Genomic DNA, 26598 nt, shown 5'->3' with positions numbered 1-26598 from the left:
TTTACTATTCTGACGAATAAAATTAAGTAAACGTTAATCCTTTTATTAAACTCTACAACACTAAGTATATATCATCCTTTTACTCTATGGGGAATTATATCCTTTTTAACGTTGATGAACTGGTACATATTCTAAGCGTTCAGGACCAACATAATCTGCTCTTGGTCTAATAAGACGATTATTCTCATACTGCTCAAGAATGTGAGCAAGCCAACCTGAAACCCTGCTTACAGCAAAAATTGGCGTAAATAAATCATGGTCAATACCTAAACTATGATAAACAGATGCAGAAAAGAAGTCTACATTTGGCACTAGATTTTTTTCTTCTTTTAACAGGCTCTCAATTTTAATACTCATATCATATAGTTGAGGCTCCCCTGTTAACTGCGTTAATTTTCTTGCCATTTCCTTTAAATGCTTCGCACGAGGATCGCCCTTTCGATATACACGATGACCAAATCCCATTATCTTTTCTTTTTTCGCCATCTTTTCTCTAATATATGGCTCTACATTTTCGATACTTCCGATTTCTTTCAACATCTTCATAACAGCTTCGTTCGCCCCACCATGAAGTGGCCCTTTTAACGCACCAATTGCCGACGTAACCCCTGAGTATACATCCGATAAAGTAGCGACACATACTCTAGCTGTAAAAGTTGAGGCATTTAACTCATGATCTGCATGAAGAACAAGTGCTTTATTAAAAGCCTCTATCGCAATTGCTTCAGGTTCCTTTCCAGTTAGCATATAAAGGAAATTAGCGGCAAATCCTAAATCCTTTCTTGGAGAAATTGGATCAAGCCCTTTCCTTAACCTTGAAAAAGCTGTTACGATAGTTGGAATTTTCGCTTGAAGCCTTACAGCCTTGAAATAGTTTGATTCAGAATCCATGCTATCTGCGCTTTCATCATAAGCTCCTAATAAAGATACACTTGAGCGAAGTACAGCCATTGGGTGTACCTTATCTAACGGGATTAGTTTCATTTGTTCAATCAAAGAGATAGGTAATTCAGCATTATCTGCTAATTCTTGTTTTAGTTCTGCCAATTCGCTATCATTTGGTAGCTTTTGATGCCATAATAAATATACAACTTCTTCAAAACTGGAATTCTCTGCTAACACATCAATATCATAACCAACATAAGCGAGTGAATCATCTATAATGGAACTGATAGAAGATGTTGTAGCAATAATCCCCTCAAGCCCTTTTGTAACAGCCATACATATCTCTCCTTCACACTTTTTCTTTTTAGTAGTACAAATCTTTCAAACTCCCATATTGTATCTATCGTAGTTACCAATATTGTTAAAATCTGTAAAACCAAAGCAATGGAATACACTCTAAAGTAAATGTTCACTATTTTGTTAGATTAACTGAATATGTACCTAAAAATCAATTAAAAATGTAATCCGGATTTATTTTAAAAAAGATGGGGGAGTTTTTTCGTTAAACATTAAAGTGAGTATTCTATATTTGAAAATGCTTACATTTTCAAATAAAAAAATAAACGATTTTGGTACTTATAGATGAGATAATTGTAACTACATACTCATTATAAACAAAAAACGTTAAAATGTCTCATATTTTATACTTAAAAACTGTAGATATAGTAAAAAAATTTTTTTCTGATTCCCTTTTACACTATATTCTTTTATTCTTGAATTATACCATAAATCCCAATCAACTGTCTGCCGGTAGAGTGGATTATGTTATCCACTCTACCACTTTAATTGCAGCATAAGCTATTCCTGCTCCAATTAACGGTCCTACTGCTACCCCATTAAAGACAGCCACAGACAAAATAGTCCCAAGAACCAGCGCTGTCGTAATCTCAGGAGAATCGGCTAATAAATTTACTCCGCCTTTTGCTAGTAATGCTACCATAATTCCAGAAATCAGCGCAATCCAAGCATAAGGTGATTTAAATGTTGCAGATAGATCTTTAAAGCCAATATCTCCTGTTGCAATTGGTACAAGAACAGCAATAGTAATAATCGTTACTCCCCAATTAATTCCTTTAGATTGAATCAAAGAAAAAAGCTTATTATCTATTCCAATCAGTTTTAATACTAACAAAAAAACAACGGCAATAATTAAAGAATTGTTTTTGGCAACAAGTGCAATTGCCAAAAGCAAATATAAAAATAAATATGGTTGGCTAAATAAAAACATGGATAATTCTCCTTTTAAAAAAATTATGCTGAAATTTTCCATCCGACTTATTATTTTATAATAAAAAGCAGGATTTCCGATTAAAAAAGCATAAGTATAGAAAATATGAATGACAAAAGGAATATATTTCTATTCTTATTCTTAATAAATTAAGTGACCACTATTTATTATACTAAAAATGGGAGGACTAACGTTGAATTTGACTTATTTGTATCGTACGATTCGATTTATGGTAGTACTTATTGCTACCATCCTATTATTTGTAAGCATCTTTTATTTATCCAAAGTCACCTACCCTTTTATTATAGGCTTTCTTATTGCTTTTCTAATGAATCCACTCGTAAATTTCCTGCAATTTACGTGTAAATTACCAAGAGCTTTTGCGGTTATTGTAAGCATTCTACTCATTTTATCTGTTTTTGCTGGATTACTTTCATTATTAATCGCAGAAATAGTTGCAGGCACAGCATATTTAGGAGAGGTAGTACCAAAACATATTGATATCATCATTCGATATATAGAAGATTTATTCGCAGGACAAATCATCCCATTATATAATAAAATATCGCAAACCTTTGATAATCTCGAAACAGGCCAACAGGATACCATTATGTCAAATATAAATAAAGTTGGTGAACAAGTTGGCAATGTTATGGGAGATTTTTTACAATCTATTTTCCTTAATATTCCCATTATCTTGTCCTGGTTTCCTAATGCAGCAAGTGTCCTAATATTTTCTTTATTGGCAACATTTTTTATTAGTAAAGACTGGGTTCGTTTATCTTTAAAGTTTGGAAAATTCTTTCCTTCTAAATGGCTAATTAGTGGAAAAACTGTATTCTTTGAATTAAAGAAAGCGTTGTTCGGATTTTTAAAAGCTCAATTAACACTTGTTTCCATCACAACCGTTATTATTTTAATCGGCCTATTAATCCTCCGAGTAGATTATGCTATTACGATAGCGCTATTAACTGGAATAGTAGATATTATCCCCTATTTAGGTACAGGATTAATATTTGTTCCTTGGATTATTTATGAAATTATCACAGGGCAAATTGTCCTCGCAATTGGGTTATCCGTGCTTTATACTATCGTGCTTGTCCAACGACAAATTATGGAGCCAAAAATTCTCTCATCTAACATTGGGTTAGACCCATTAGCAACATTAATTTCCTTGTTTGTTGGTTTCAAGCTTTTTGGTTTTATTGGCCTGATCATTGGTCCAGTCTCTCTCGTCATTATCACTACCTTACATAGAGTAAATGTATTTCATGACATCTGGAGATTTATTAAAGGGGAAAGTGAGATACCAAAATAAGGGAACTGAAAAAAGAGCCGTGAATATCAAATGATTCACAGCTCTTTTTCTTTGCAAACTTGTCTTTAGTATTTAGTAAGGCCCTCGAATGGCATTTTTAACTTTTTCTTCATAAAAAGTTCTTAAAGTTTGTAATTCCTCGGTATGAAATGTTTTTTCTTCTAAAGCCTTTAAGTTTTCAACAATTTGCTGACGATTTTTAAATCCAGGGATTACACAAGATATCCCTTGTTGATCCAAGATCCATCGTAATGCAGCTGTAGCCATTGACTCTCGACCATTTGCAATCCAAGATAGTTCATCCGCTAACTCTACACCTTTTGCAAAGCCAAGACCTGCAAATGTTTCCCCTACATTAAAAGCTTCTCCATTTTCATTAAACTTTCGATGATCATCTTCAGCGAAAGTATGCGCTTTCGTGAATTTCCCAGTAAGTAATCCACTTGCCAACGGAAGTCGAACAAGAATTCCGACACCCTTTTTCTCGGCTTCAGGAATCAATTCCTCCAGTGGTTTTTGACGAAAAATATTAAATATTACTTGTAAAGCTTTTACATTTGGATTTTGCAAACATATTAGCCCCTCTTCCACTGTTTCAACACTTACCCCATAGTTGCGAATTTTTCCTTCTTGCTGCAATTTATCAAGTACTTCAAATACTTGACCACCTTTTAAAATATCTGTTGGCGGACAATGGATTTGATATAAATCAATTGCTTCTCTATTTAGTCGTTTTAAGCTATTTTCACAATATTTGCGAACACTTTCCAAAGAGTATGTTTCCTTTGCAAAAATATCGCCGCCACGACAAAATTTAGTCGCAATATGAATTTGATCCTCTTTTCCCTTCGTTGCCTTTGCAAGTAATTCTTCACTATGTCCTTCACCATAAACATCAGCTGTATCAAAAAAGTTTACCCCTTTTTCAATCGCCAAGTCTAAGGATTTTAATGCTTCACTGTCATCAACCTTTCCCCATGAACCACCAATTGCCCATGTACCGAAACTTACTTCACTGATTTTTAGTCCTGTGTTTCCTAAATCTCTGTAATTCAATTTGTGAGCACCTCCATTAGCTATGAATACTTACGCAAATATTTATTGAGCCTTATTCTATTATAAAGGAAGCGGTAGCTATACAGTACTTCTCCTATTTCTAAAAAATAAGTGCTCTTAGAGAAATTATAACAACCAACCCTAAGTTTGTATATTAAATAAACTAACTTTCTATACATCCTCTTGGATTTTTCTTAAAAGACTATAAACAAATTCTCTTTCGGTTTGGTTCATAAAGAAAATATAGTATAATTAATCAATTATACTAAGACCCAAAGCAAGATTCGGAGTATGTAGAAAATTAACCCAACAAACACATAATTCCATCATTATGAGAAGGAGAGTAGGAATAGCTATGCATGTCACTTGGAATCAACAACTAGTTAAAAAAGAGAATAAATCACTCTGTTTAAATTTAATTAAGAACACTGCTCCTATTTCCCGAGCTGAAATAGCTCAACAAACAGGTTTAACAAAAGGAACTGTTTCCTCCTTAGTATCTGAGTTACTAGACAAACAATTAATTTATGAATCTGGTCATGGAGAATCGAGTGGGGGCAGAAGACCTGTCATGTTACTATTAAATGAACATGCTGGTTATTCGATTGGTATCGACCTAGGTGTCAATTACATATTAGGAATCTTAACTGATTTACAAGGAAAGATCATCCACCGAATCAATGAAAAGTATGTAAATTTAACCTTTGAAGATACACTACAGATTATTAAAAATATAATTACTACTTTAATGGACATTGCTCCTGAGTCTCCTTATGGTGTAATCGGGATTGGTATTGGAGCACCTGGCATTATTAACATGGAAGGCGATATTCTGCTTGCTCCAAATCTTGGATGGCATAATGTTTCCCTAAAAAAGCCTTTAGAAGAATTATTTAATCTGCCAGTATTAGTTGAAAACGAAGCAAACGCAGGAGCATATGGAGAGAAGCAATTTGGTCTCGGCCAACCTTATCAAAATCTTATCTATGTAAGTGCGGGAATTGGTATTGGCGCTGGAATTATTATGGACGGAGAATTGTATAAAGGAAGCAATGGTTATTCTGGAGAAATAGGCCATATGACCATTCAAAAGGATGGAATGAAATGTCGATGTGGTAATATTGGCTGTTGGGAGCTATATGCATCGGAGCAATATCTATTAACGAAAGCCTCCGAATGGAAGCATGGGGATACAGATCAAGTCCATTTAAATGATTTGATTGAACTTGCCAACCAAGGAAATGAGCTAGCAATCAATCTATTGAATGATGTTGGTGATCATTTAGGAGCTGGAATAATTAATATCATTCATACCTTTAATCCAGAGCAAGTTATTATTGGCAATCGTCTAACCTTAGCAAAAAAATGGATAGAGCCACGCGTGAAAAAAATGATAAGTAATCATACTTTACCCTTTCATCAATCGGAACTTGCTATCCATTTTTCAGATATCGATTTTTCCTCTTCTGCGCTAGGGTCTGCTGCTTTTACCACAGAGAACTTTCTAAGGTTTATGGTGCAACCGGATTAATGCTATTTTCGTAGATTTAATCAAAATTTTTTTACAAGTATGAATAATCTTTAGTCCTTATTCTGCAGGATTCCAAATTCGGAAATTACCACTTAAAGCCAGTAAACTAAAAAAGTATAAACAATTATCATAATAACGCCTATCCCCTTTTCGGATCGGTGTATTCCAAAATAATTCAACCATTCGTTTCGCATTCGGGCCTTCTGCTGCTAAAGAAGCCATTGCATTTGTTGCAATTAACCCAATTGGATGAAGTGATTTCTCAGAAAAAGGAACTCCATCAATCGTATATCTTCTGTAATCTTCAGGATCGATTTCTGCGAAAAAGTTCTGAATTTTATTAGCCGTTTTCCTTTCCCATTCACTTCCTCTAAACCATTCATAATCAAGACCAATATTCCCAGCAACACGATAGGAATCACTATAAAAATGGCCGTAGCCTTTTTCATTATTTGGTGTCCCATCATAAAAGGCATATTCAGGGGAGAGCCCTGTTTCTGGATGGCAAGAAAGTTCCAAATATTCACGACTTGCCTTGGCAGCTTCCTTCCAAAATCCTCGATCTTCCGGAAATGCCCAGCTAGCAAAAAGCTCATAGAAATGAGGTAGATGATAGGACGGATCGGTAAATTCACAATTAGGGACAAACTTTATTAACTTATTGTCTAAATTCCACATTGGGTTCCCGTCTCCATTTTCCCCCTTATGTAGGCAGGTTCGTAATAAGCTTCTTGCTTGCTGACTATAGTTGAAAGGTTCTTCCCCATCTCCCCATCGATGTGCTGCAAAAAATAGAGCAAGTGCAAAATACTCTTCTCCATCTGGAGCTGGACCATACGCCCGCTTTGTTCCATCTGGATTGCAAGACCAAGCAAAATAGCCAGCATTTTCACCAGTATGCATGTACATATGCTTCTTTGTCCAATTCCATATTCGGTCAAATTCCTCTTTTTTATCTAACTGGACAGAAATCATCATTCCATAGGACATGCCTTCCGTTCTAACATCTAGATTACCTGTATCTAATAAGTAACCACCATCACTAGAAGGAAAATATATTCTAGTGTCATTATCTCCATAAAAAATTTGAGTCCACGCATCTTCTAATTTTGTCTGAATAGCATGATCTGTATAACCCAACTCTTTAAATACATTTCGGTATTTCCCTGTTTTAAATGCACCACTCATTTAAACAATCACTCCTTTTTTAAGACGTATAGGAAGTTATCAGACTATCATCGATTCCTTTATATGTTTCTGTTTCATCTTTCATTTCATTTAATTCTATTAGCGTTACTTCATTTTTAGATAATGTAATAGCAAGCTTTAAATAGCCCTCTTCCTCTTTATTTATTTTTGCCGTCATAAGCTTTGGTATAGAAGCTTCTCTTAATGTTTCAATTGACTGTTTGTCTGGAAAACGAGGTCTCCCCATTTCTTTCCACACTTTCCAAGAATTCGCATGGTGTTCATCGACACTTTGCCGCTTAAGAAAGTATTGGTCGCTGCTAACAGGTATTTGTATCAATAAATCTTTTTCAAAGCCCTCCCCTTTTTCCATCACAGTATTCCAAGCTACAAGGGCAATAGATCCATTTTCTTTTCGAGTAATAATCATTTGGGCATCGCGATAGAGCATTTCCTCACCAAGCCTGTTGAAAAAGGCAAATAAATGAAAGGTAGGCTTTGGGATGGAATGAAGGGCTATTAACCCAAACCCTCCATGGAATGGTGCCTTCGGTATATCAGACTCCTCAAAAACATCACTAAATGTCCAATAGGAAAATGAGTCTACATAATCTCCTCCCTCACTCAATATGCGTGCAAGATAAGCAGCATTTAGTGGTGTATCATGCACTGGATTAATGGGACTGTACGACGTATTATATTCTGTAATATGGAATGGTAAATCAGAAAAGGCTGATTTTTTAATTAGACCACGTACTTCCTCAAATTGTTGAAGCATGTCCGTATTATCCACTAGGTCTTGATAATAGTAATCGGGAGTCACTTTCTTAGGACTTTGCGATGTATAGGCATGACGGCTGACAAAATCGACTGGCACTTCTTCTTTATGACAAAATTCCAAGAAATCAACAATCCACTCATCTGCTCCCCCGCATATTGCCGGACCTCCAACCTGTAAATCCTGGTTCACAGCTTTTATTGCTAATGCCGTTACTTTATATAGTTTAAAATATTCTTGCTTATCTGTGTCCTTCCAAAAATTCACTAAGTTAGGCTCATTCCAAACCTCAAATGGCCATTTTTTTACTTCCTCTAATCCATATCTTTCGATAAAATGCTCTACTACCGCTGTAACTAAATCACTCCATTTTTGATAATCTTTCGGCGGTGTAACATTTCCTTTCCAATAAAAAATTGTTTGATCACCAGAAGCTAACAATTCCGGCATAAAACCAAATTCAATGAACGGGCGTAGATTCAAATCAAGAAAGGAATCAAAGATACGATCAATATAAGTAAAATTATAAAATACCTTCACTTCTTCTCCTATCTTCATTTCCCGATAAATACCAACATCATCAGAAAGCAGCCCATGCCCTCTTATATATTTAAAACCTATTTTCTCCTGGATTATTTTTAAATGATCAAGATATTCTTTCTGAAGAGCCAATCCCAGCCTTCCTGTTCCGATACAGTACTTCCAATTTTCTGTTAACTTTTCCTTTCCTTTTGCTGCTACAATAATAGGTTTCATTTCCTTCTCTCCTATTCTTTTGTTCACATACATTTTCAGAAATATTTTCTAGTAAAATATCATTCTTTTCATTTTATTTTTACTCTTCAGGATAGTTTCAATCTTTTGTAAATGTCGAAATTCCCCAGGAAATATTGTTTTAAGAGCTTCAGCAGTTAAACTCCTGAGTAAGCCATAAACCCTCCATCAACTGGAACGCTGATTCCGGTAACAAAACCACTTGTTTCTTCATTAACTAGCCACAATAAGGTGCCCAATAAATCCTCTGGTCTTCCTAATCTTCTTACTGGTGTATGTGCCAGTATTTTTTTCGTACGGTCTGTATAAGTGCCATCAGAGTTTTTGAGCAACCCTTCATTTTGCTTCGTAAGAAAGAAGCCAGGAGCAATAGCATTTACTCTGATTCCGGTTTCAGCCATATGAACAGCAAGCCATTTGGTAAAATTTTCAATCCCCGCTTTTGCTGCACTATAGGCTGGTACTTTTGTCATTGGACTTGGCGCGCTCATAGAAGAGATATTTATGACAGTCCCACTTTTTCCAAGCATTTGCTTAGAAAATATTTGTGTAGGAATTAATGTTCCGATAATATTTAGATTAAATACAAATGAAAATCCCTCAATTGTTAAATCGAAGAAACTCGTAATCCCTTCTTTATCTAAATCTTCCATACGAAGAATTTCCTCTGATGTAACCCCCTTTGGATGATTTCCTCCCGCTCCATTAATTAAAATGTCACAGTTCCCAAAAGTTTCGTATACAATTTTCTCTGCTTCTTTTACACTATGGACATCGACTACATCACATGCAACTGCAATAGCTGTTCCACCTGCGATATTTATTTCTTCTGCTACCTTTTGAGCTTTTTCATACGTACGATTAAGCAGTGCTACTTTTACACCTTGTCTAGCTAACTCCTTTGCCATACAACTACATAGTACTCCTCCACCGCCAGTAATAACTGCAACTTTCCCTGATAGATTTTCAATTAAAGGCAACATTTTTGTCTTCCCCTTTCTGTTTGATTCCTTCGCCTTTTTCTAAACTATCCCAAATTCCTAATATATACATTATTCCTAAAGCTCGATCATAAAGACCATAACCAGGTCTTGCCTTTTCTCCCCAAATCATTCTACCGTGATCTGGTCTGAAATAACCTTTAAATTCATAATCATGTAGCGTCTTAACTATTTCATATAAATCAAGCGTGCCATTTTCCGTACTTCTATGGGATGTTTCCTCGAAATCTCCATTTTCTGCAATTTTGATATTCCGAATATGCACAAAAGGTACACGTTCTTTTTTCAAAAAATGTCGTAATATATCAGGAATATCATTATTAGGATTTGCTCCTAAAGAACCCGAGCATATCGTTAAACCATTAGATGGACTATCTACTAACTTAATAATTTTGTCTAAATTTCCCTTTGAATGAACGATCCTAGGCAAACCAAAAACAGACCATGGTGGATCATCTGGGTGGATAGCCATTTTTATATCACATTCTTCTGCAACTGGAATGATTTGTTCTAAGAAATACTGAAGATGGTTAAATAGATCTTCTTCTGTTACATCTTTATATAATTGAAATAGATACTTAATGGATTTAAGTCTTTCCGGTTCCCACCCTGGCAATGAGTATCCATTTGATAAGTTCTCCATTTGCTCAATTAAAGCCATTGGTTCAATCGATTCTATTTTCCCCTTTTCATATGCTAAAACAGTCGACCCATCAGGAAGTTCCTTTGCTAGATCTGAACGCGTCCAATCAAAAATCGGCATAAAATTATAGCAGATAACCTTCACTCCAGCTTTTGCTAGATTACGAATCGTTTGTTTATAATTTTCAATATATTTTTCTCTTGATGGAAGTCCAAGTTTAATGTCTTCATGAATATTAACACTCTCAATAACTTCTAAACTCATACCATTTCTATTGATTTCTTCCTTTAACTCCATAATTCTATCTTCTGGCCAAACCTCTCCAACTGGAATATCAAACAATGCTCCAACTACCCCATCTATTCCAGGTATTTGTCTAATATGCTCTAATGAAACACTATCATCTTCTCTACCAAACCATCTAAATGCTACCTTCACTTATGAATCCTCCTAGAAAGTCATCTCTTTTTATCAATTATCTCTATTAATCTCAAAATAATTTTTTGCATTAAAATAGGAAATATCCTGAACTAATTTTCCAATAAAATCATAATCTTTTGGGACCTCTCCATTTTCTATCCAGCTCCCTAGCATATTACAAAGAATTCTTCTAAAATACTCATGCCGGGTGTAGGATAAAAAACTTCTCGAATCTGTTAACATTCCAATGAATGTTGACAAAATCCCTATATTGGCTAAATCTTTCATTTGATTTATCATTCCATCTTTATGATCATTAAACCACCATGCGGCTCCACTTTGTATTTTCCCCTTCACCCCTGCTGCTTGAAAGTTTCCTGCGGCTGAGGCAATGATTGGACCATGGTTAGGGTTCAACGAATATAGGATTGTTTTTGGCAATTGATTATCTTTATCCAAGCTATTTAAAAATTGGTTAAGCGGTCTTGCTAAGGTAAAATCATTAATGGAATCATAGCCTGTATTAGCACCCAATGACTGAAGCATACGATTATTATTATTTCTCTTTGCTCCAATATGCAGTTGCATCACCCAGCCTAAGGAAGAATATAACTGTCCAAGGTATAGGAATGTATACGTTTTAAACTTATTTTCCTCTTGTTTAGAAATGGTTGCTCCTTCTAGCTTTGCTAGAAAAATGCGACTTGCCTCTCCTAACGTGCATTCTTCATATGGCAATTCTTCCAACCCATGATCAGCAATTCTACATCCTTTTAGATGAAAATAATCAATACGTTTTCTAATCGCTTTTAGAAAAATCTCGTAATCTGTAATGCTAGTATTTGTTTTCTTCCCCAAATTTCTTATATAAGAAAGGAACGATTCTTGATTAATTTCAAGTAAAGAATCAGGTCGAAAAGAAGGAAGAACCTTTGTTTTAATCTCCGAATTTTCCTTTATCATGCTGTGATATTCTAAATCATCTAAAGGATCATCTGTTGTCCCAATCATTTCGACATTAGATTTAGCAATAAATCCTTGGGCAGTATATTCTTTTTGCTTAAACTTCTCATTACAAATATTCCAGATTTCATCGCAAGTATCTTCATTCAATACAGTGTCAATCTGAAAATATCGCTTTAATTCTAATTGGGACCAATGATATAAAGGATTTCCTATGCAATAAGGAAGAACTTTTGCCCAACCCTGGAACTTCTCATAATTACTTGCCTTTCCAGTTATATAGTCCTCCTCTATTCCGAAGTATCGCATTGCTCTCCATTTATAATGATCTCCTGCTAACCATAGCTCACTAATATTATCGAAGGATTTATTTTCTGCTATTTCTTTTGGACTTAAGTGGCAATGATAATCAATTATTGGCATGGACTTACTATATTCATGATATAGAATTTTTGCAGATTCATTTTGTAATAAAAAATCTTCTTCTATTACTTTCATCAACACTCTCCCTCTCTCCTTACCTGAATATAAGAAATAAAAAACAGTTAGTGGTTTTTCTTTGGATAATCCATATCTTCACCTTTAAAATGTATCCTCTACCTATCTAAATAGATAAAATAGAAATTTTCTTTCCCTACTAAACAATGCTTAAATATTTTTTAGCCAATAAAGTAATTTGGATACTTTTCCTTTAAAACATGCTGTTCTAAAAAGGCTAGCCGAAGATGTTTCTCCATTATTTCACTTGCCTTTTCTCCTTCCTTATTCGTAATTAGTTGATAAAGGGACTTATGTTGATTAATGATTATTTCCCAATTTGTATCACTAGAAAATCTGAGCAGTCGTAATCGCTTAAAATGACTATTTAGAAGCTGAAGCATATTCCATGTTCGTTCTTTTCGACAGGCAGCAAATAATAATTGGTGAAATTCCTCATCTAGTTCAAATATTTTTTGAAAATTATTTTGTTCCATACAAAGTTCTTGCATTCTAATATTACTTTCTAATCGAAAACGAAATACTTCTGGAAAATCCTTACTGACCAGTATAACAATTTCCTTTTCCACCATTTCTCTAATAAAGCGACCTTCTTCTACATGCTCTAAATTTAATCTTGATACAATCGTTCCATATTGAGGGATAATATCAAGCAATTCCTCTTGTGCTAGCTTCATAAATGCTTCTCTAACAGGAGTTCTGCTTACATTAAGCTCATCTGCAATTTCTTTTTCAGATATCTTCGTACCTGGTTCTAATTCCAAACTCATAATTTTTTCTTTTAAAATATTATAGGAGTAATCTCTTGAAGAAACCCTCACTCCTTGCGTAGTTAACATTTTTATTCTCCTTCGTTTGAATTATGAATCCTATACACTTGTATCACTGTTTCCTGTCTTCTTTAGAAAATTACTTTCAATATGACCTAACATCGCCTTAGAATTAAATGTCATCCCCATCGCAATCAAACTTGCAATAAAAATCACTAAAAAATCAGTCGTCCATACTGTTACAAAAGCAACTAAAAATAATATCAATATATTGCCTATCGTTTCTTTAAATTTAGTAAACTGATAAAAGGCAGATAACTTTACTAAATCTCTTATCCGAAAAGTAAACCTTGCATTAATCATTAACATATTGATACTAAGCATTGTCCAAATAAGAGTAAGTACAAGCAATACGATAAAAATCATTTGATTGACTGGAGTTACTGTTATTCGGAGGTATTGTAAATCGATGAGTAAAACAAAGTATACGGCAAGGATTATTGTCCAGGTGAAAAACGTGCCTTTTAAATTTGATCGATAGCCATAGAAAAAGTCCGCAGTGGGTGACAGTTCCTTCGTTCTCACTAATTTCTCCATGGAATAAAGTAATCCTGATATAGCAGGACCAGATGGAATTAATGCAAGAACATACAAACCGATATTAGAGAACGTTGGTGTTAATGTCATAAAGAAAAAAATGAATATTGCATTTGTTGCTACAAAATAAATATTGGTTAATAATATCCAATATACGTAATTGCTGAATGTAAATAAGATCCCTTGTCCAAACTCTTTTTTATGTTCCATGCCTTTCACCTTCTTTCAGAATAAAGAAATGTCCTAATGAAAAAATATATAGGATAAGGTATCCTTATTGCTAGTCGCTATAGGATACCTCATCAATTCTTCATCTATTATTTATTATTCTTCTTATATTCTTGGTATGTTTTATTTGCTGTTTCTACATATTGATCTAACCCTTGACTTTTTAGCTCTTTAATAAAAGCATCATATTCACTTAAATCACGTGTACCTAAAATAAACTTTAATGTGTTTTGAGTCGTAAAGTCTTTTAATGGTGTGCTTTGTAAAGTAGCTCTTTCTCTATCTTCTACAGAATACGGAATAATTGGTTCTGCTGGAATTGTTGTTTTTACTGCTTTCATATCGTTTTGGAATTTGATTTCCTCTTCACTCATCATAGAGTGAAGTAAATCTGTTGTTCCACCATATGCAAAAACCCCATTTGAGAAACCAAAATCAACACGTAAATCTTTTGTTCCTTCTGGATTTAGACCGTTATAAGTGACGTCTTCCGTTAATGTTCTTACTCCATCTTCTTTTGTAAATGTTGTTCCTTCTACTCCCCATTTAGCGAATTCTTGACCCTCATCACTGTAATATAACCAGTCAACAAACTGCAGAATTGCTTCAAAATATTCACTTTCCTTTATTTTTGAAGAAATCATAACACCATTTTCTAATCGAGAACCTGCCATTAATTGACCTGCAGGACCACCAGGAACGGTTATTTTTGAAATAGAATAATTTCCTTTTCCTAATGTTTTATCCATATCTGTGCGGTGTAAATTAATAGTTTGTGAGTTACCATTGATAATAAAGGACTTTCCAGTTACAAATTTTTGCGTTGCCTGTTCATCAGTCTGTGTGAAACTCTCTTCATCTAACAGCCCTTCGTCTACTAGTTTATGAAAATAAGTTACTAATTCTTTGTATTCGTCTGTAGTAGGTGCATAAACAAATTCATCTTGTTCCTCTATATAAGACAATCCATTTCCAAATCCCCAACCGGCCTTTGTTCCAAAGCCTGTTGCAGCAATATTTAGGGTGCTATCAAACTTAAAACGATCGGAGAACGGAATAGAGTCTGGATAGATTTCTTTTAACTTCTTCATTGCTACATATAGTTCATCCCAAGTTGTTGGTATATCAATATTATTTTCTTCAAAGACATCTGTTCTAACGAGCAATGTATAATCTGGCCAAACTTCTTCATGCAAACCTGGAAGGACATAAAACTTTCCATCCTGTTGTCGTAAAGTATCTAACTCTTCTTCTAGGTTCCATTTTTCTATTTTATCTTTTAAATGAGGCATTTTATCAATGTAATCGCTTACTGGAAGTGCAGCACCTGAAGAAACAAACGCAGTTTCTTCGCCAGGATATGTTTTTGGAATTAATAATGGTGCTTCACCTGAACTAATCAACAAACTTCTTTTTTGCGTATAATCACTCAAAGGTACGATTGTTGGCTCTAAAGTAACATTCGTAATTTCTGTTATTTTATCCCATAGAAGCCAATCTTTCTCATAAGGATATGTAGACTGTTCCATATATAAGATTGGTAATTCAAATGGTTCCGTAGCTTTAAATGTGTCTCCAACCGAGTACGATTCCATAGCTCCTTTTGTAGATACTTCTGTGCTTGCCGCATCATCATCAGAACACGCAGCTGCAATAAGTACAAACATACATAAACTTAGAAATAACCCAACCTTTTTTAAACTTTTCTTCATGGTATTTCCTCCCCTTATATATATAGGAAAAGCGTAGGTTTTTTTCTCAAGATATGGCATATTGTAAACACTTCTTCGAAAAATAACTACGCTGAATTCCAGTTAGCTAGCGGTCCTGTTTTATTACTTAACAGAGCCGAGCATGACACCAGAAACAAAGTATTTTTGTACAAATGGATAAACAGATAGTATTGGTAAAATGGTTAAAACCATTGTTACGGCTTTAATGTTGGCGGAAATCTGTGTTAAGTTGTCTGCCGACGTTGCTCCTGCTGACATAGCGCTTGTTGCCCCTGCAATCATATTTCTTAAGTAAATTGTTACTGGAAATAATTCTTTTTTATCTAAATAAATGAAAGCACTAAACCAAGAATTCCAATATGCAACCGCATAGAATAATACCATTGTGGCAATTACCGCTTTACTTAGCGGCAAAACTATTTTTAATAAAATACCGTATGTGTTTAAACCATCAATAGAAGCTGCCTCTTCTAATTCTTCAGGCATATTTTCAAAAAAGGATTTCATTATTAGCATATTGTAAATACTAATTGCTCCGGGGATAACAATTGCCCACATCGTATTACCGAAGCCCAATGCATTGATTAATACATAGTTTGGAATCAAGCCTCCGTTAAAGAACATGGTAAAAACGGCAAACACTGTTAAAAACCTGCGGCCAACCAATCTTCTTTTTGAAAGTGCATATGCAAATATAGTTGTTAAAAACATGGATATGATTGTCCCCACTATTGTATAAACAACTGTATTTTTATAATTTATCCAGAACATATCATCACTAAGAACTTTTTGATAGGTATCTACATTAAAACCTTTTGGCAATAAATTTACCTGTCCTGAATTAATATAGGACTCACTACTAAATGACTGTGCCACAACATTTATGAACGGATATAACGTACAAAAAATGATTACTAATAGAATACAAACATTAAAGACCTTAAAAATTTTATACTGCTTCGATTCTTTCATCTAGTCTCCCCTCCTACCATAAACTTCTTTCTGTAAGTTTTCTTGAAATACTATTAGCCGTTAAAACAAGTATTAATCCAATGATAGATTCAAATAATCCAATAGCTGCAGCATAACTGAAATTATTAGACTCTAGACCAACCCGGTATAGATAAGTAGAAAGAACATCGGAAGTTTCATATGTTAAAGGATTATAGATCAATAAGATTTTTTCAAAGCCAACTGCTAGAAAGCTTCCTATGTTTAGAATTAATAGGGTAACAATTGTCGGTAAGATACCAGGAATCGTAATATGAAGTGTCTGTTTCCAACGATTTGCACCATCTATTTTCGCTGCTTCATAGAGGGATTCATCAATAGTTGTTAAGGCTGCCAAGTAAAGAATGGCTCCCCATCCCATTCCTTGCCATACTTCTGATGTAACATAAATGGTCCTAAACCATTCTGGACTTTGAATAAAGCTTATTTTATCTCCTGTGAAAAATTCTACTATTGCATTGATCGAACCGTTTAATGCGGTTAATTGTAAAACCATCCCTGCAATTATAACGATAGATAAAAAATGCGGTAAATAAGAAGCAGTCTGTACAAACTTTTTGAATTTTTTTGACTTCACTTCATTTAAAAGAAGAGCAAAAATAATCGGCATTGGAAAACAAAATAGCAGTGTTAATCCACCTAAAATAAAAGTATTTTTAAATACATTCCAAAAAACTGGATCTTCAATAAACATTTGAAAATAATACAAACCGACCCATTGCTCGCCATAAATCTTACCGCCTGGCATATACCTTCTGAAAGCGATAACATTTCCAAGCATAGGACCATACTTAAAGATTAATAAATAGATGATTGGCAATATTAACAAAGAATAAAGCTGCCAATCTTTTCGTATAGCAATCTTCAAAGTTTTAAATTTGTTTCTTTTTGGCTTACTAGTAGTCTTTACCTGTGAATGAACTACTTCAGTTTCCATTAGGACCCCCCATTTCTATTATTAGTAACTTTTTAGTCATATACAAATTCTTTAAGAAGTATTTGACTATTATAAAGCTTCATCTTACGAAGATGAAGCAAATACACTTTCTTTATAAAGCGCTTACTTTTACGAATTTTAGAAGTCCTGTTACAAATTATGAAATGCTATTATGTAAAAGGATATAATGTTATAGAAAATTTGAGATGAAACAATTGAATGAAGTGATTGAGAGTGATAAGATTGTATTTTTCAGAAAAATACTAGTATGGTAGTATACCTAAAAAACGATTATTACTTAAAACATTTAATTAATTTGATACAATGGCTTTTCTTTGAAGTAATGAACTGGAATATGTGGAAAGTATTCTTGAACTAATGATTGGAGGTACTCCATTCCAGGTTCTTCGCTAACTGCATGACCAATCATAATAAGTGCCTTTTTTTCTCCTTGGTGGATAGCGTCCCTTACATATTCTGGAGCTTCCCATTCTGGACCTTCACCTGCTATAACTAAATCTAGGTGTTGATTCTGAAATAAGGAATGACTAATTCTCCTCCACCTCGATAACCTGCCAGCACTCCGATTCTTATGCATTCCATTAACTGATCACCAACAACTTTAACAAAAGGAGCGCCAAGCTTTTCCTTTACATACATTGCTATCTCCATAACCGATTTCTTTGGAATGGTTAAAATAGTTGCAGTAGGATGGTTCTCTTCAACATATTTCTCCCATTCAAGCTTTCGAATCAAACCGACCATAATTCCATCTGGAGTGTAGCGATGAAAGTAATCATGAAAGCGAAAAATATTAATATTTGCTTCTTCTATTACTTGGAGTTTTGCATTACAAATTGGATCTTCAGCATATGCCTCTTTCCAATTATCATGACTATAAAAGGGACCTTCATGTGTAATAACCATATTTGCTCCAATAGAAATTGCTTTTTCTAATACTTCTTGCGTAAGCATGAATGCGATTACAATTCCTTCAACATCAACATTAGCTGAACCTTTTACTAATATATCAGTTGTTGATTCAAATCTTCTTGCAGGTTCGATTAACTTATCAATTACTCTTTGAATATTCGTCATTCTATCTCCCCCATCAAGTTAATCAAATTATACCATGATTAAGTTCGTTCATTCAATATACAAACTGTTTTTTTTACAAGTTTTTCTATGAATTTTTCTTTCACGATAAATTTCGTCTCAAACTCTACTTATTCCGTGATAATCTTGTTTGTTTTCTGGTTTTGCAATCGCTGAAAAATGAGTAGACCACCTGACATTAGTATACAAGCTATTGAAACACCACTGAAAAATGGTAGAAGTCCAGGTAAATAAATCAATAGAAAAATATCTGCAGCTACTCCAAGGATTACTAGAATCAATAAATGGAGATTTAAAATTCCTACAAAAAAAGAATATTTAAAATACTCGATGAATTTTAATTGAAAATGGACATATACAGGAAAAAAGAATAAAAGTGTAATAATATACAAGCAAGAAATTAGTAATACGATACTTGTTGATATAATACTGATTATTCCCTCTAAATTTAAAATTAGATAGTAATCTAGATACAACATCGCTCCAGCCATTGCAAATACCATGCCAAAACCATTACTTTTGATAAATTCACTTTTATAGACAGAGAAGAATGTTTTCCAGATGGGTATCTCGGTTTCTTTCATAAACCATTTTCGAACAACAGTAAATAAAGCTACTGTCGCAGGCATAAAACCGAATACAATTAATCCGCTTAACAGAAACATAATCCATAGTAAATTAATATAGGCCAGCTTCATAATCCATTCACAGATGGTATATAATTTTCCCATTGGTTTTGTTGACATGTAATTCCCCTCTACTTTCTTCTGTCCTGCTAACTTTCTACCTAGTCTTTTTTATCTTTCTTGCAAACTAAGAGTAAATCTCTCTGGCAAATAACTGTAAATAAAGGAAATGGGGCTACTTAAGCTCCCATTCCCCTTTCACTAGGAATGCTTTTTTCACCATAGTTACTTTTAATGCTGTTCCTCCAACCACAAGATGCTCGTTACTCCACGTGGATAGTATTTACTTCCTGCGATTTCACCTGCTATGATTTGATCGCTCCAGCTCCAAACGGATAACTCAGGGTGTGTTAGCCATTCTACATGTGCAGCATCTGCTTTTGCCCCTTTTTCATCCCATTCCCAGTCTAGAATTTCTCGAGCGATAAATTGGCATAAATAAATTTTGCTTAGCCATGAATTATTACTTGTAGAGGAGATTTTCCATCCTCCATCCTCAAATAGACAAACACCTTCTGTTAACACTGTTTCAAGATGTGTCTTTAATGCCTGAATATAGACACCATATCGTCCATGTTCATCTAACGCATCTTTACAATTTGTAAAGTATGGGAAAATCAGTCCTTCTATTGCAGGGATAATTTTCGAGTCATTTCCTTCTCCAATGACAGCTGGAATATACCCATCTTCGGTAACATGCTCGACAATGGTTGCTGCGCATGTTTCTGCTTGCTCACCTGCAAGCTTAGCTAAATCTTCTCTTTCATTTTCCGTAAATATTTTTTCAAGTGCAATATAGGAAGCCCATATTTTTCCCGCAAGATAAATATTGTTTCGCGCTTGCCCTAACGACACGTCAAGACTGTCATAAGTGGTAATTTCCGCACCGCCCATTACCCTTGAAGAATCTAGTCCCATTAAACCATTACGCTTATCAGGTTCTGGATGGTCTCTGTTTAGTATACTTTTAAAACATTGTTCCACTATCTCAAGATTTGCATCCAACCATTTTTGATCGCCTGTATGATGAACATAAAGGGCAGCACATAACACCCAGTTTACTAGCTGTTCATGGGTCATATGCGAGAAGCAACCATCAAGTCCATACAACTCATAGGATGAGTATTGCGGACGAGAAATTGTATTTGCTACACCCATATCATGGGTAAAACTTATCCCACCAGGATATTCTGTATCATCATTGGGAAAACGAACAGTATCTTGATAACTAAATCGTTGGACAAACATATCTAATTCATTTTTTACTGTCCATGGGTTCATTCTTAGCTCAAAGAAAATTTGATCAACCGTTAAATCAAATGTATTCATCATTCGATATTCCCCCTCATTCACTACCCAGAAGGGTTCACCATTATAATCTAACAATTGTGTAGATCCATAATAGCTGCGAATCGAGTGAATCAACATAAATTTTTGATCTTCCGATAAATGATTTGTACTAGTTATTTTTTTATTCGCATTTTTCGATCTGTCTGCAAGTAGATCAAAATTTCCAAGCGCATATTCAGCAACTGACTCGATATTATTAAAGAAGTTTGTATAGTAATAAGAAGTATCCATTCCTGCAGTTACAATCCCACCTCTATAAAAACAGATGGCAAATTGGTATGTTCTTTTTTCTCCTGCTGGGACATCCATAACAAGCGCTCCTAAAGGTCCTAATCCAAATGTCCAATTCTCTTCTTCAGGAGTTGTTAGAATATTTTCCAAACTAAAGTGCATTGCTGATTTTACATCAGGATTGTTGGATACAATAGCAGTCAATCTGCCTTGACCAATACCTGCAAAGCCATCCATTGTATCATCGACTCTTCGCATCGATGAATAAGGATCACTCCCCTGATAGCCGAAAAAAGCGCGTCTATTTCTTGTTCCGTTTGTATTATCTACTGTCAATTCAGCAAGTACAGCTGGCAAAATAGTACTTTTCAATTCTTCTTCATCTGCAGCTTTTGGATCTGGAACACCTTCTACTTGGGAGTAAATAGTAAAAGATAGATCCTCAGATTCCCATGTATCTGTTCCAAGTTGAAAATTACGTTTTATTTTATCTTTAGAGATAGGAAAAATTATATTAGGCTTATCTGGATCTGGATCCATATTTTCAATATCATATCGCTTACTTTCATCATCGGCTTGGTATGCAAAGAACGGAAAAGCTTCATATGTCCCTTCATTATCTAAAGATTCAGCTCCAATATCACTAGTGTTGCATAAATATTGTCGCAATTTTCAGTCTGATTATCCTCCTTGTTTAGAGCCAAAAAGGTAAATACCTATTCAAAGGTGGCTCCATCCATTTGGTTTTTTTTTACAATTAGACTTGTGCGACAACAACAATTTGCTTATTAAGGGATGGCTTTCCCTTCAATCTTTCGAAGCCAGATATGAGCTGGTTTCCACAATGCAGCCCTTAAATAACGGCTAATTTGTAAGGTTTTTCGCTTACTTCTTGTTTCAAGTTGTACGAGAACATGTAGGCAAAAAACAATCAGTGCGATAAACACTTGGTTTTGAATCGCCCATTCACTTTGACCGTAGAACTTTTTGATGCTGAGATGCTGTTTGATCCATTTAAAGAACAACTCAATTGCCCACCGTGATTTGTACATCTCTGAAATTTCTTCGGCACTCAAATCAAAACGATTGGTAATTAAATGCAGTTCATTTCCTTTTGAATCCATCACTTTTAGAAGACGAAAGTAATTTTCAGCACGGTTTTGAGTCGTACCAATCAACACCATTTGATCTGACAAAACAGCTGAATTCTCGGGTAGTTTAAAATTATAAACTTCCCGTATGACTGCGTTTTTCCGTAGCCTTGAAAGAAAAAAGTAACCATCATCTGTCATTCGGTCAAAGCGCTCGTAATCTAGGTAGCCACGGTCAAACACATACATGCATTCTTTATCATCAACCATGATTTCAAGCTGACCACGATCATGTTCTTTTGCCGTTGTTAAAACAGCCTTTTCAGGATAGGAACTCCCTTTTTCCATAAACACAAGTCTCAAATGCAACTTGACACCCGCTTTTGTTTTGCGGAACTTTGCCCATTTATGATTGGTCAAATTAAGTGGCAATGTGCTTGAATCAATGATTTTTAACGGCATAATAAGCTTTGTATAATGTGTTTTTGCATGAATTTGTGCGACTAAATCAAGGAAAAGCCTTTGAAATAAATCTGGATTTATACCGTTTAATCGGCGTGAGAGCTGAGAAATACTGATTGAATCAAGATCAATGCCTTTTTGTAGTTGGTCGTCGAAAAGACAATCGCTTAGCTCATGCAAACTTTCGACTTCTTGTAGCTGTGCAAAAAGGAGTAATTTTAGAAATGAGTCTGTTTTTAGTTTTTTCGTATAGTAATCTAATTTCAACGTTTTCACGGTTTCTTCAAAAAGTTGAAGATTTATTGGTGAAAACCATTGTCCAAATGAAGTTTTTCGTGTAATCTTGTCCATGAGTTGGTCCTTTTTTAGTGGATTTGGACGGGTTACCACCTGACTTATCCATTATAAAGGACTTTTTCTTTGCACAAAATAATAAAATTGAACATTTTGAGTATTTTTAATAGTGAAAATAAATTAATGCAACACTAGTGCTCCAATATAAATATTTTGCTTTGGAGAACGACCTAATTCTAAATCTAATCCACCACCATCACCAGGAAATCCTAGCGTAAAGCTGGAGAACGCTCCTATTGGAGAATGATGAGCATTAAAAAATAAATTTTTTGGCATCGTGATTATTTCCTCCTTTTTATCCTTTTACAGAGCCGGCAGCTAATCCTTCGACAATCTTATTACTTAGGATGATGAAAGCAATTAAAATTGGAATAATACTTATCATTAAGGTAGCTCCAATAGCTCCCCAATCTGTTAAATATTGACCTACGAAATTATTAACACCAACGGTTAAAGTCTTCCATTTATCAGAACTAATGAACGTATTAACGAATACGAATTCATTCCAGTTATAGATCATATTGATAATAACAACTGTTGCCATAACAGGAGTTGTCATTGGTAGCGTGATTTGAAAGAATATGCGATGGATCGAACAACCATCCATTACAGCTGCTTCTTCCAGTTCACGTGGCAATGCTTGATAGAATCCTAATAAAATCATGATGGTAAGCGGTAGGTTAAACGCTGTATACGATAAGATGATTGAAATCGGATTATCGATTAGTTGTAATTGATTAAAGAAACTAAATAAAGGAATTAAGGTGGAATGCAATGGAATCATAATTCCAACCATAAACAATCCAAGAACAAGTTTACTTAGTTTCCAATGCATTCTTGTTATTGCAAAAGTAACAAAGCTTGCTAGAATTACAGTTAAAACTACTGCGACAATAGTAATCCACACACTATTAAAGAAATATTGGCTTATATTCCCTTGTGTCCATACTTTTACATAGTTCCCCCATTGTGGATCTTTTGGAAGAGCAAATGGAGATAAGCCAAATACTTCTTGATTCGTTTTTAAAGAAAAGAAGAATAACCAAATTAATGGATATATTTGAAAAATGGCAATTATTCCTAGTACTAGATACAAAATTCCGTATCCTATTTTACTTCCAATTGATCCTCTTGTTTTAGGAGATGTGGATAAATTAGTTTTATTATTTTTTTGTACAACTACTTCACTCATGATCCTCTCTCTCCTTTAATACTGAGCATCTTCTTTTGATGCTGTTAATTTTTGTATCACCCATGTCATCACTAAGCAGATTATTAATAACGCAAAGCCAATAGCACTACCATAGCCAAAATTATATGTTTTAAATGCTTCCTTATACATATAAGATGCCATTACTTCACTAGCACCATTAGGTCCGCCGCCAGTCATTACATAGATTAAATCAAAGTATTTTAATGAACCTACAATTGCTAGTACTATCGTTACTTTTATTACTGGAGCAATCAGTGGGAGCTTTATTTTGTAAGCGATTTGTAACGGGGTAGCTCCGTCGATTTTAGCTGCCTCCATAATTTCATCTGGCACCCCTTTTAAAGCTGCATAATAAATAATGATATAAAATCCTGCATATTGCCATACAATTGGAATGAATATCGAATATAGGACCAAATTAGGATCTGCAAGCCATATCGGTGTATTTTCCACTCCAAACATTTCCAAAAGCTTGTTCAGCATTCCGTTTGTTGGATCGAAAATTTTTAACCATAACTGAGCAATTGCTACAGAGGATAATAGCATTGGAATTAAATAAATTTTGCGTAAAAGTCCTGCTCCCTTAATCTTACTTGCTAAAATTAACGAGATTACTAAATATGCTACTAGGCTTATTGCAGAAAATACTGCTAATAAAACCGAATGATACGTACTAGTCCAGAACATTTTATCTTTCATGAGCTCTATATAATTATCTAGCCCAATAAAGGTCTTAGCCCCTATACCGTCCCAATCCATTAAGCCATAATATCCTGTTAATACAATAGGAATATAGATTAAAATTAAAATGAGCAACAGTGCAGGGAGCACATACAGAGTGATTACCCATTTATTCGACATCACATTTTTCATTTTTCTGCTCTCCCTCCTTATTGATTTGTAAGGGCTTTGTCAAATGATAATATTGGGTATTCTAATGTGATTTTTTTCATCAAACCAATATTATCGTTCAACAAAGCCTTCTCTTAAAATCAATAATGTCAATATCATAATTAAATGATTATTTTTAAATAGTGGAATCCATCTTTTTCCCTATGATAGATTCCACTCATTATTTGTTATTCTTCTTCAGCTAACGCTTCTTCTTGTTTTGCTGTAAATTCTTTTGGTGTTGCCTGACCGCCAAATAGTGATTGAATCATATCTAAATGAACTTGAGCAACACTTGAGCTCATTTGAACGTCAGCATATAATGTTAAGTTCGATGCTTCTCCTAGATCATTTAAAATATCAATGTACATTGGGTCAAGATCAATATTGGAAGTATCCACAACAGTTGCCGGGATAACGCCAGCATCTTTAACAGAGTTTTTGCCCCATTCTTGGACTAGATATGCTACAAAATCTTTCGCTTCTTCTTTTACTTTAGATTTTTCAGAAACAAACAGTCCAACACCAGGACCACCTACAAAGCTGTTAATATCGCCTTTACCGCCTTCATAAGTTGGGAATTTAAAGTATCCAACTTTGTCTTTAAATTCTTGTGTAACATCTGGGCTTGTTGTATAGTTTGGCAACTCCCAAGTAGCCATTAAATACATAGCTGCTTGCTCATTCATAAAGTATCCTTTTGCCTCATCATTGGATAATCCGTTAAATCCTTTTACAAATCCACCCATATCTACTAATTTAATAATTTCTTCAGCAGCTTGAACAAGTGCTGGATCCTCAAAGCTTCCACTGCGATTAATCGCATTTGTTAATACTTCTGGTCCACCAATTCTATCTGCTAGGTACATATACCACATAGAACCAGTCCAACGATCTTTATTACCTAAAGTTATTGGAGTAACATCATTATCTACTAGTGTTTTCACAACATTCAGGAACTCATCATATGTTTCAGGAACTTCTAAATTATATTTTTCAAAGATTTCTTTATTGTAATATACAGGTGTAATGTTTAATTCAAGTGGAAGTCCATATGTTTTACCATCCATAGCAAAGGCTTCTGTTGTACCTGCTACAAATTGATCTTTAAAATTGCTATCAATGACATCATCTAATGATGCGAACATTCCACCCTTAACAAATGGCTGCATGTATCCTGCTGCCCATGTAACTCCAACATCTGGAAGCTCATTAGAAGCAGATAATACTTTAATTTTATCTTTATATTGCTCATTTCCTAAAATTTCCGTTTGTATTTTCACATCTGGATGGTCTTTTTCATATTGCTTAATGATATCGTTTACAATTGTGAACTGAGCTTTTGAACTTCCTTCTGGCCACAAATGCATAAATTTAATAACTGTTTTACCATCATCATCTGAAGCGCTTTCATTATTAGAAGAAGTGGATGAAGAACACCCTGCTAAAACTAAAACCATTAATAAAGCAACCGATAGTAAGGCTGACATTGCTTTTCTATGAAACATTAAAACTACCCCCTATACATTCTATTTATTTCTTTCTTACAATTAAAGTCTATCATTATTGGATTTCCGAAAAAAGG

General features: G+C 34.5%; 24 protein-coding genes. 2 read left to right on the top strand and 22 right to left on the bottom strand.

What is annotated here, in order from left to right; all coding sequences use genetic code 11:
• Window positions 1-105: 105 nt before the first annotated feature.
• Entirely contained in the window at window positions 106-1221 is a 1116-nt protein-coding gene (gene citZ, locus ACWNMZ_RS20015; RefSeq protein ID WP_031534853.1) for a citrate synthase, read from the bottom strand.
• Window positions 1222-1705: 484 nt separating this feature from the next.
• Window positions 1706-2173: a DUF441 domain-containing protein gene (locus ACWNMZ_RS20010; protein WP_031534855.1), complete on the bottom strand. Its 468-nt coding sequence runs from the start codon at window positions 2171-2173 to the stop codon at window positions 1706-1708.
• A gap of 193 nt (window positions 2174-2366) precedes the next feature.
• Between ACWNMZ_RS20010 and ytvI the strand changes: the two genes are divergently transcribed.
• A complete protein-coding gene (gene ytvI / locus ACWNMZ_RS20005) occupies window positions 2367-3491 on the top strand; it encodes a sporulation integral membrane protein YtvI (protein WP_031534857.1) in 1125 nt (374 codons plus the stop codon).
• A gap of 72 nt (window positions 3492-3563) precedes the next feature.
• Here ytvI and ACWNMZ_RS20000 read toward each other — a convergent pair whose 3' ends face one another.
• On the bottom strand, window positions 3564-4547 hold the full coding sequence (locus tag ACWNMZ_RS20000; protein WP_031534859.1) for an aldo/keto reductase: 984 nt from the start codon (window positions 4545-4547) through the stop codon (window positions 3564-3566).
• A gap of 331 nt (window positions 4548-4878) precedes the next feature.
• Between ACWNMZ_RS20000 and ACWNMZ_RS19995 the strand changes: the two genes are divergently transcribed.
• Window positions 4879-6078 (top strand): ROK family transcriptional regulator, encoded by a 1200-nt coding sequence (locus tag ACWNMZ_RS19995; protein ID WP_109767439.1) that lies wholly within the window; start codon window positions 4879-4881, stop codon window positions 6076-6078.
• A gap of 57 nt (window positions 6079-6135) precedes the next feature.
• Here ACWNMZ_RS19995 and ACWNMZ_RS19990 read toward each other — a convergent pair whose 3' ends face one another.
• The 19 genes from ACWNMZ_RS19990 to ACWNMZ_RS19900 all read right to left on the bottom strand — a co-directional run bounded on the left by ACWNMZ_RS19990 (window position 6136) and on the right by ACWNMZ_RS19900 (window position 26521).
• Window positions 6136-7266: a glycosyl hydrolase family 8 gene (locus ACWNMZ_RS19990; RefSeq protein WP_441132210.1), complete on the bottom strand. Its 1131-nt coding sequence runs from the start codon at window positions 7264-7266 to the stop codon at window positions 6136-6138.
• Between the two features lie 19 nt (window positions 7267-7285).
• Window positions 7286-8800, bottom strand: coding sequence for a GH39 family glycosyl hydrolase (locus ACWNMZ_RS19985; RefSeq protein WP_449598856.1), 1515 nt, complete (start codon window positions 8798-8800; stop codon window positions 7286-7288).
• 155 nt (window positions 8801-8955) lie between these two features.
• Window positions 8956-9801, bottom strand: a complete 846-nt coding sequence (locus ACWNMZ_RS19980) for an SDR family oxidoreductase (protein WP_235252675.1) — start codon at window positions 9799-9801, stop codon at window positions 8956-8958.
• Window positions 9785-10900, bottom strand: a complete 1116-nt coding sequence (uxuA, locus tag ACWNMZ_RS19975; RefSeq protein ID WP_031534868.1) for a mannonate dehydratase — start codon at window positions 10898-10900, stop codon at window positions 9785-9787. The genes ACWNMZ_RS19980 and uxuA overlap by 17 nt, the downstream gene beginning before the upstream one ends.
• A 33-nt stretch (window positions 10901-10933) precedes the next feature.
• A complete protein-coding gene (gene uxaC / locus ACWNMZ_RS19970; protein ID WP_449598865.1) occupies window positions 10934-12346 on the bottom strand; it encodes a glucuronate isomerase in 1413 nt (470 codons plus the stop codon).
• A gap of 158 nt (window positions 12347-12504) precedes the next feature.
• Entirely contained in the window at window positions 12505-13182 is a 678-nt protein-coding gene (locus ACWNMZ_RS19965) for a GntR family transcriptional regulator (protein ID WP_449598855.1), read from the bottom strand.
• A 30-nt stretch (window positions 13183-13212) separates the two neighbouring features.
• Window positions 13213-13920, bottom strand: coding sequence for a DUF624 domain-containing protein (locus ACWNMZ_RS19960; protein WP_449598854.1), 708 nt, complete (start codon window positions 13918-13920; stop codon window positions 13213-13215).
• 107 nt (window positions 13921-14027) lie between these two features.
• Window positions 14028-15650, bottom strand: a complete 1623-nt coding sequence (locus tag ACWNMZ_RS19955; protein WP_449598853.1) for an ABC transporter substrate-binding protein — start codon at window positions 15648-15650, stop codon at window positions 14028-14030.
• A gap of 123 nt (window positions 15651-15773) precedes the next feature.
• Window positions 15774-16643, bottom strand: coding sequence for a carbohydrate ABC transporter permease (locus tag ACWNMZ_RS19950; protein ID WP_031534880.1), 870 nt, complete (start codon window positions 16641-16643; stop codon window positions 15774-15776).
• Window positions 16644-16656: 13 nt separating this feature from the next.
• Window positions 16657-17619, bottom strand: a complete 963-nt coding sequence (locus tag ACWNMZ_RS19945) for an ABC transporter permease (protein WP_449598852.1) — start codon at window positions 17617-17619, stop codon at window positions 16657-16659.
• Between the two features lie 307 nt (window positions 17620-17926).
• The gene (locus tag ACWNMZ_RS19940; RefSeq protein ID WP_449598851.1) at window positions 17927-18049 is read right to left on the bottom strand and encodes a hypothetical protein; all 123 of its coding nucleotides are present in this window, start codon (window positions 18047-18049) and stop codon (window positions 17927-17929) included.
• Window positions 18050-18138: 89 nt separating this feature from the next.
• Window positions 18139-18717, bottom strand: a complete 579-nt coding sequence (locus tag ACWNMZ_RS19935) for a Nif3-like dinuclear metal center hexameric protein (protein WP_449598850.1) — start codon at window positions 18715-18717, stop codon at window positions 18139-18141.
• 128 nt (window positions 18718-18845) lie between these two features.
• On the bottom strand, window positions 18846-19481 hold the full coding sequence (locus tag ACWNMZ_RS19930; RefSeq protein WP_031534886.1) for a YesL family protein: 636 nt from the start codon (window positions 19479-19481) through the stop codon (window positions 18846-18848).
• Window positions 19482-19652: 171 nt separating this feature from the next.
• Window positions 19653-21671, bottom strand: a complete 2019-nt coding sequence (locus ACWNMZ_RS19925; RefSeq protein ID WP_449598849.1) for a glycoside hydrolase family 52 protein — start codon at window positions 21669-21671, stop codon at window positions 19653-19655.
• A 119-nt stretch (window positions 21672-21790) separates the two neighbouring features.
• Window positions 21791-22906: an IS4 family transposase gene (locus tag ACWNMZ_RS19920; RefSeq protein ID WP_016201461.1), complete on the bottom strand. Its 1116-nt coding sequence runs from the start codon at window positions 22904-22906 to the stop codon at window positions 21791-21793.
• Between the two features lie 123 nt (window positions 22907-23029).
• A complete protein-coding gene (locus ACWNMZ_RS19915) occupies window positions 23030-23185 on the bottom strand; it encodes a hypothetical protein (RefSeq protein WP_449598866.1) in 156 nt (51 codons plus the stop codon).
• A gap of 19 nt (window positions 23186-23204) precedes the next feature.
• On the bottom strand, window positions 23205-24101 hold the full coding sequence (locus ACWNMZ_RS19910) for a carbohydrate ABC transporter permease (protein ID WP_031534890.1): 897 nt from the start codon (window positions 24099-24101) through the stop codon (window positions 23205-23207).
• A 15-nt stretch (window positions 24102-24116) separates the two neighbouring features.
• Entirely contained in the window at window positions 24117-24995 is an 879-nt protein-coding gene (locus tag ACWNMZ_RS19905) for a carbohydrate ABC transporter permease (RefSeq protein WP_031534892.1), read from the bottom strand.
• A gap of 206 nt (window positions 24996-25201) precedes the next feature.
• Window positions 25202-26521, bottom strand: coding sequence for an extracellular solute-binding protein (locus ACWNMZ_RS19900; RefSeq protein ID WP_449598848.1), 1320 nt, complete (start codon window positions 26519-26521; stop codon window positions 25202-25204).
• Window positions 26522-26598 lie beyond the last annotated feature (77 nt).

The organism is Niallia sp. Marseille-Q9988 (assembly GCF_976954375.1).
Note: the sequence above shows the minus strand (reverse complement) of the source record. Positions and strands in the feature narration are given on the sequence as shown.

Bases quoted from the DNA above. Each gene is read 5' to 3' on its own strand.
- citZ (WP_031534853.1), bottom strand. From the start codon at position 1,221: ATGGCTGTTACAAAAGGGCTTGAGGGGATTATTGCTACAACATCTTCT.
- ACWNMZ_RS20010 (WP_031534855.1), bottom strand. From the start codon at position 2,173: ATGTTTTTATTTAGCCAACCATATTTATTTTTATATTTGCTTTTGGCA.
- ACWNMZ_RS19995 (WP_109767439.1), top strand. From the start codon at position 4,879: ATGAGAAGGAGAGTAGGAATAGCTATGCATGTCACTTGGAATCAACAA.
- ACWNMZ_RS19990 (WP_441132210.1), bottom strand. From the start codon at position 7,266: ATGAGTGGTGCATTTAAAACAGGGAAATACCGAAATGTATTTAAAGAG.
- ACWNMZ_RS19985 (WP_449598856.1), bottom strand. From the start codon at position 8,800: ATGAAACCTATTATTGTAGCAGCAAAAGGAAAGGAAAAGTTAACAGAA.
- ACWNMZ_RS19980 (WP_235252675.1), bottom strand. From the start codon at position 9,801: ATGTTGCCTTTAATTGAAAATCTATCAGGGAAAGTTGCAGTTATTACT.
- ACWNMZ_RS19965 (WP_449598855.1), bottom strand. From the start codon at position 13,182: ATGTTAACTACGCAAGGAGTGAGGGTTTCTTCAAGAGATTACTCCTAT.
- ACWNMZ_RS19960 (WP_449598854.1), bottom strand. From the start codon at position 13,920: ATGGAACATAAAAAAGAGTTTGGACAAGGGATCTTATTTACATTCAGC.
- ACWNMZ_RS19955 (WP_449598853.1), bottom strand. From the start codon at position 15,650: ATGAAGAAAAGTTTAAAAAAGGTTGGGTTATTTCTAAGTTTATGTATG.
- ACWNMZ_RS19950 (WP_031534880.1), bottom strand. From the start codon at position 16,643: ATGAAAGAATCGAAGCAGTATAAAATTTTTAAGGTCTTTAATGTTTGT.
- ACWNMZ_RS19945 (WP_449598852.1), bottom strand. From the start codon at position 17,619: ATGGAAACTGAAGTAGTTCATTCACAGGTAAAGACTACTAGTAAGCCA.
- ACWNMZ_RS19940 (WP_449598851.1), bottom strand. From the start codon at position 18,049: ATGATTGGTCATGCAGTTAGCGAAGAACCTGGAATGGAGTACCTCCAA.
- ACWNMZ_RS19935 (WP_449598850.1), bottom strand. From the start codon at position 18,717: ATGACGAATATTCAAAGAGTAATTGATAAGTTAATCGAACCTGCAAGA.
- ACWNMZ_RS19930 (WP_031534886.1), bottom strand. From the start codon at position 19,481: ATGTCAACAAAACCAATGGGAAAATTATATACCATCTGTGAATGGATT.
- ACWNMZ_RS19920 (WP_016201461.1), bottom strand. From the start codon at position 22,906: ATGGACAAGATTACACGAAAAACTTCATTTGGACAATGGTTTTCACCA.
- ACWNMZ_RS19915 (WP_449598866.1), bottom strand. From the start codon at position 23,185: ATGCCAAAAAATTTATTTTTTAATGCTCATCATTCTCCAATAGGAGCG.
- ACWNMZ_RS19910 (WP_031534890.1), bottom strand. From the start codon at position 24,101: ATGAGTGAAGTAGTTGTACAAAAAAATAATAAAACTAATTTATCCACA.
- ACWNMZ_RS19905 (WP_031534892.1), bottom strand. From the start codon at position 24,995: ATGAAAAATGTGATGTCGAATAAATGGGTAATCACTCTGTATGTGCTC.
- ACWNMZ_RS19900 (WP_449598848.1), bottom strand. From the start codon at position 26,521: ATGTTTCATAGAAAAGCAATGTCAGCCTTACTATCGGTTGCTTTATTA.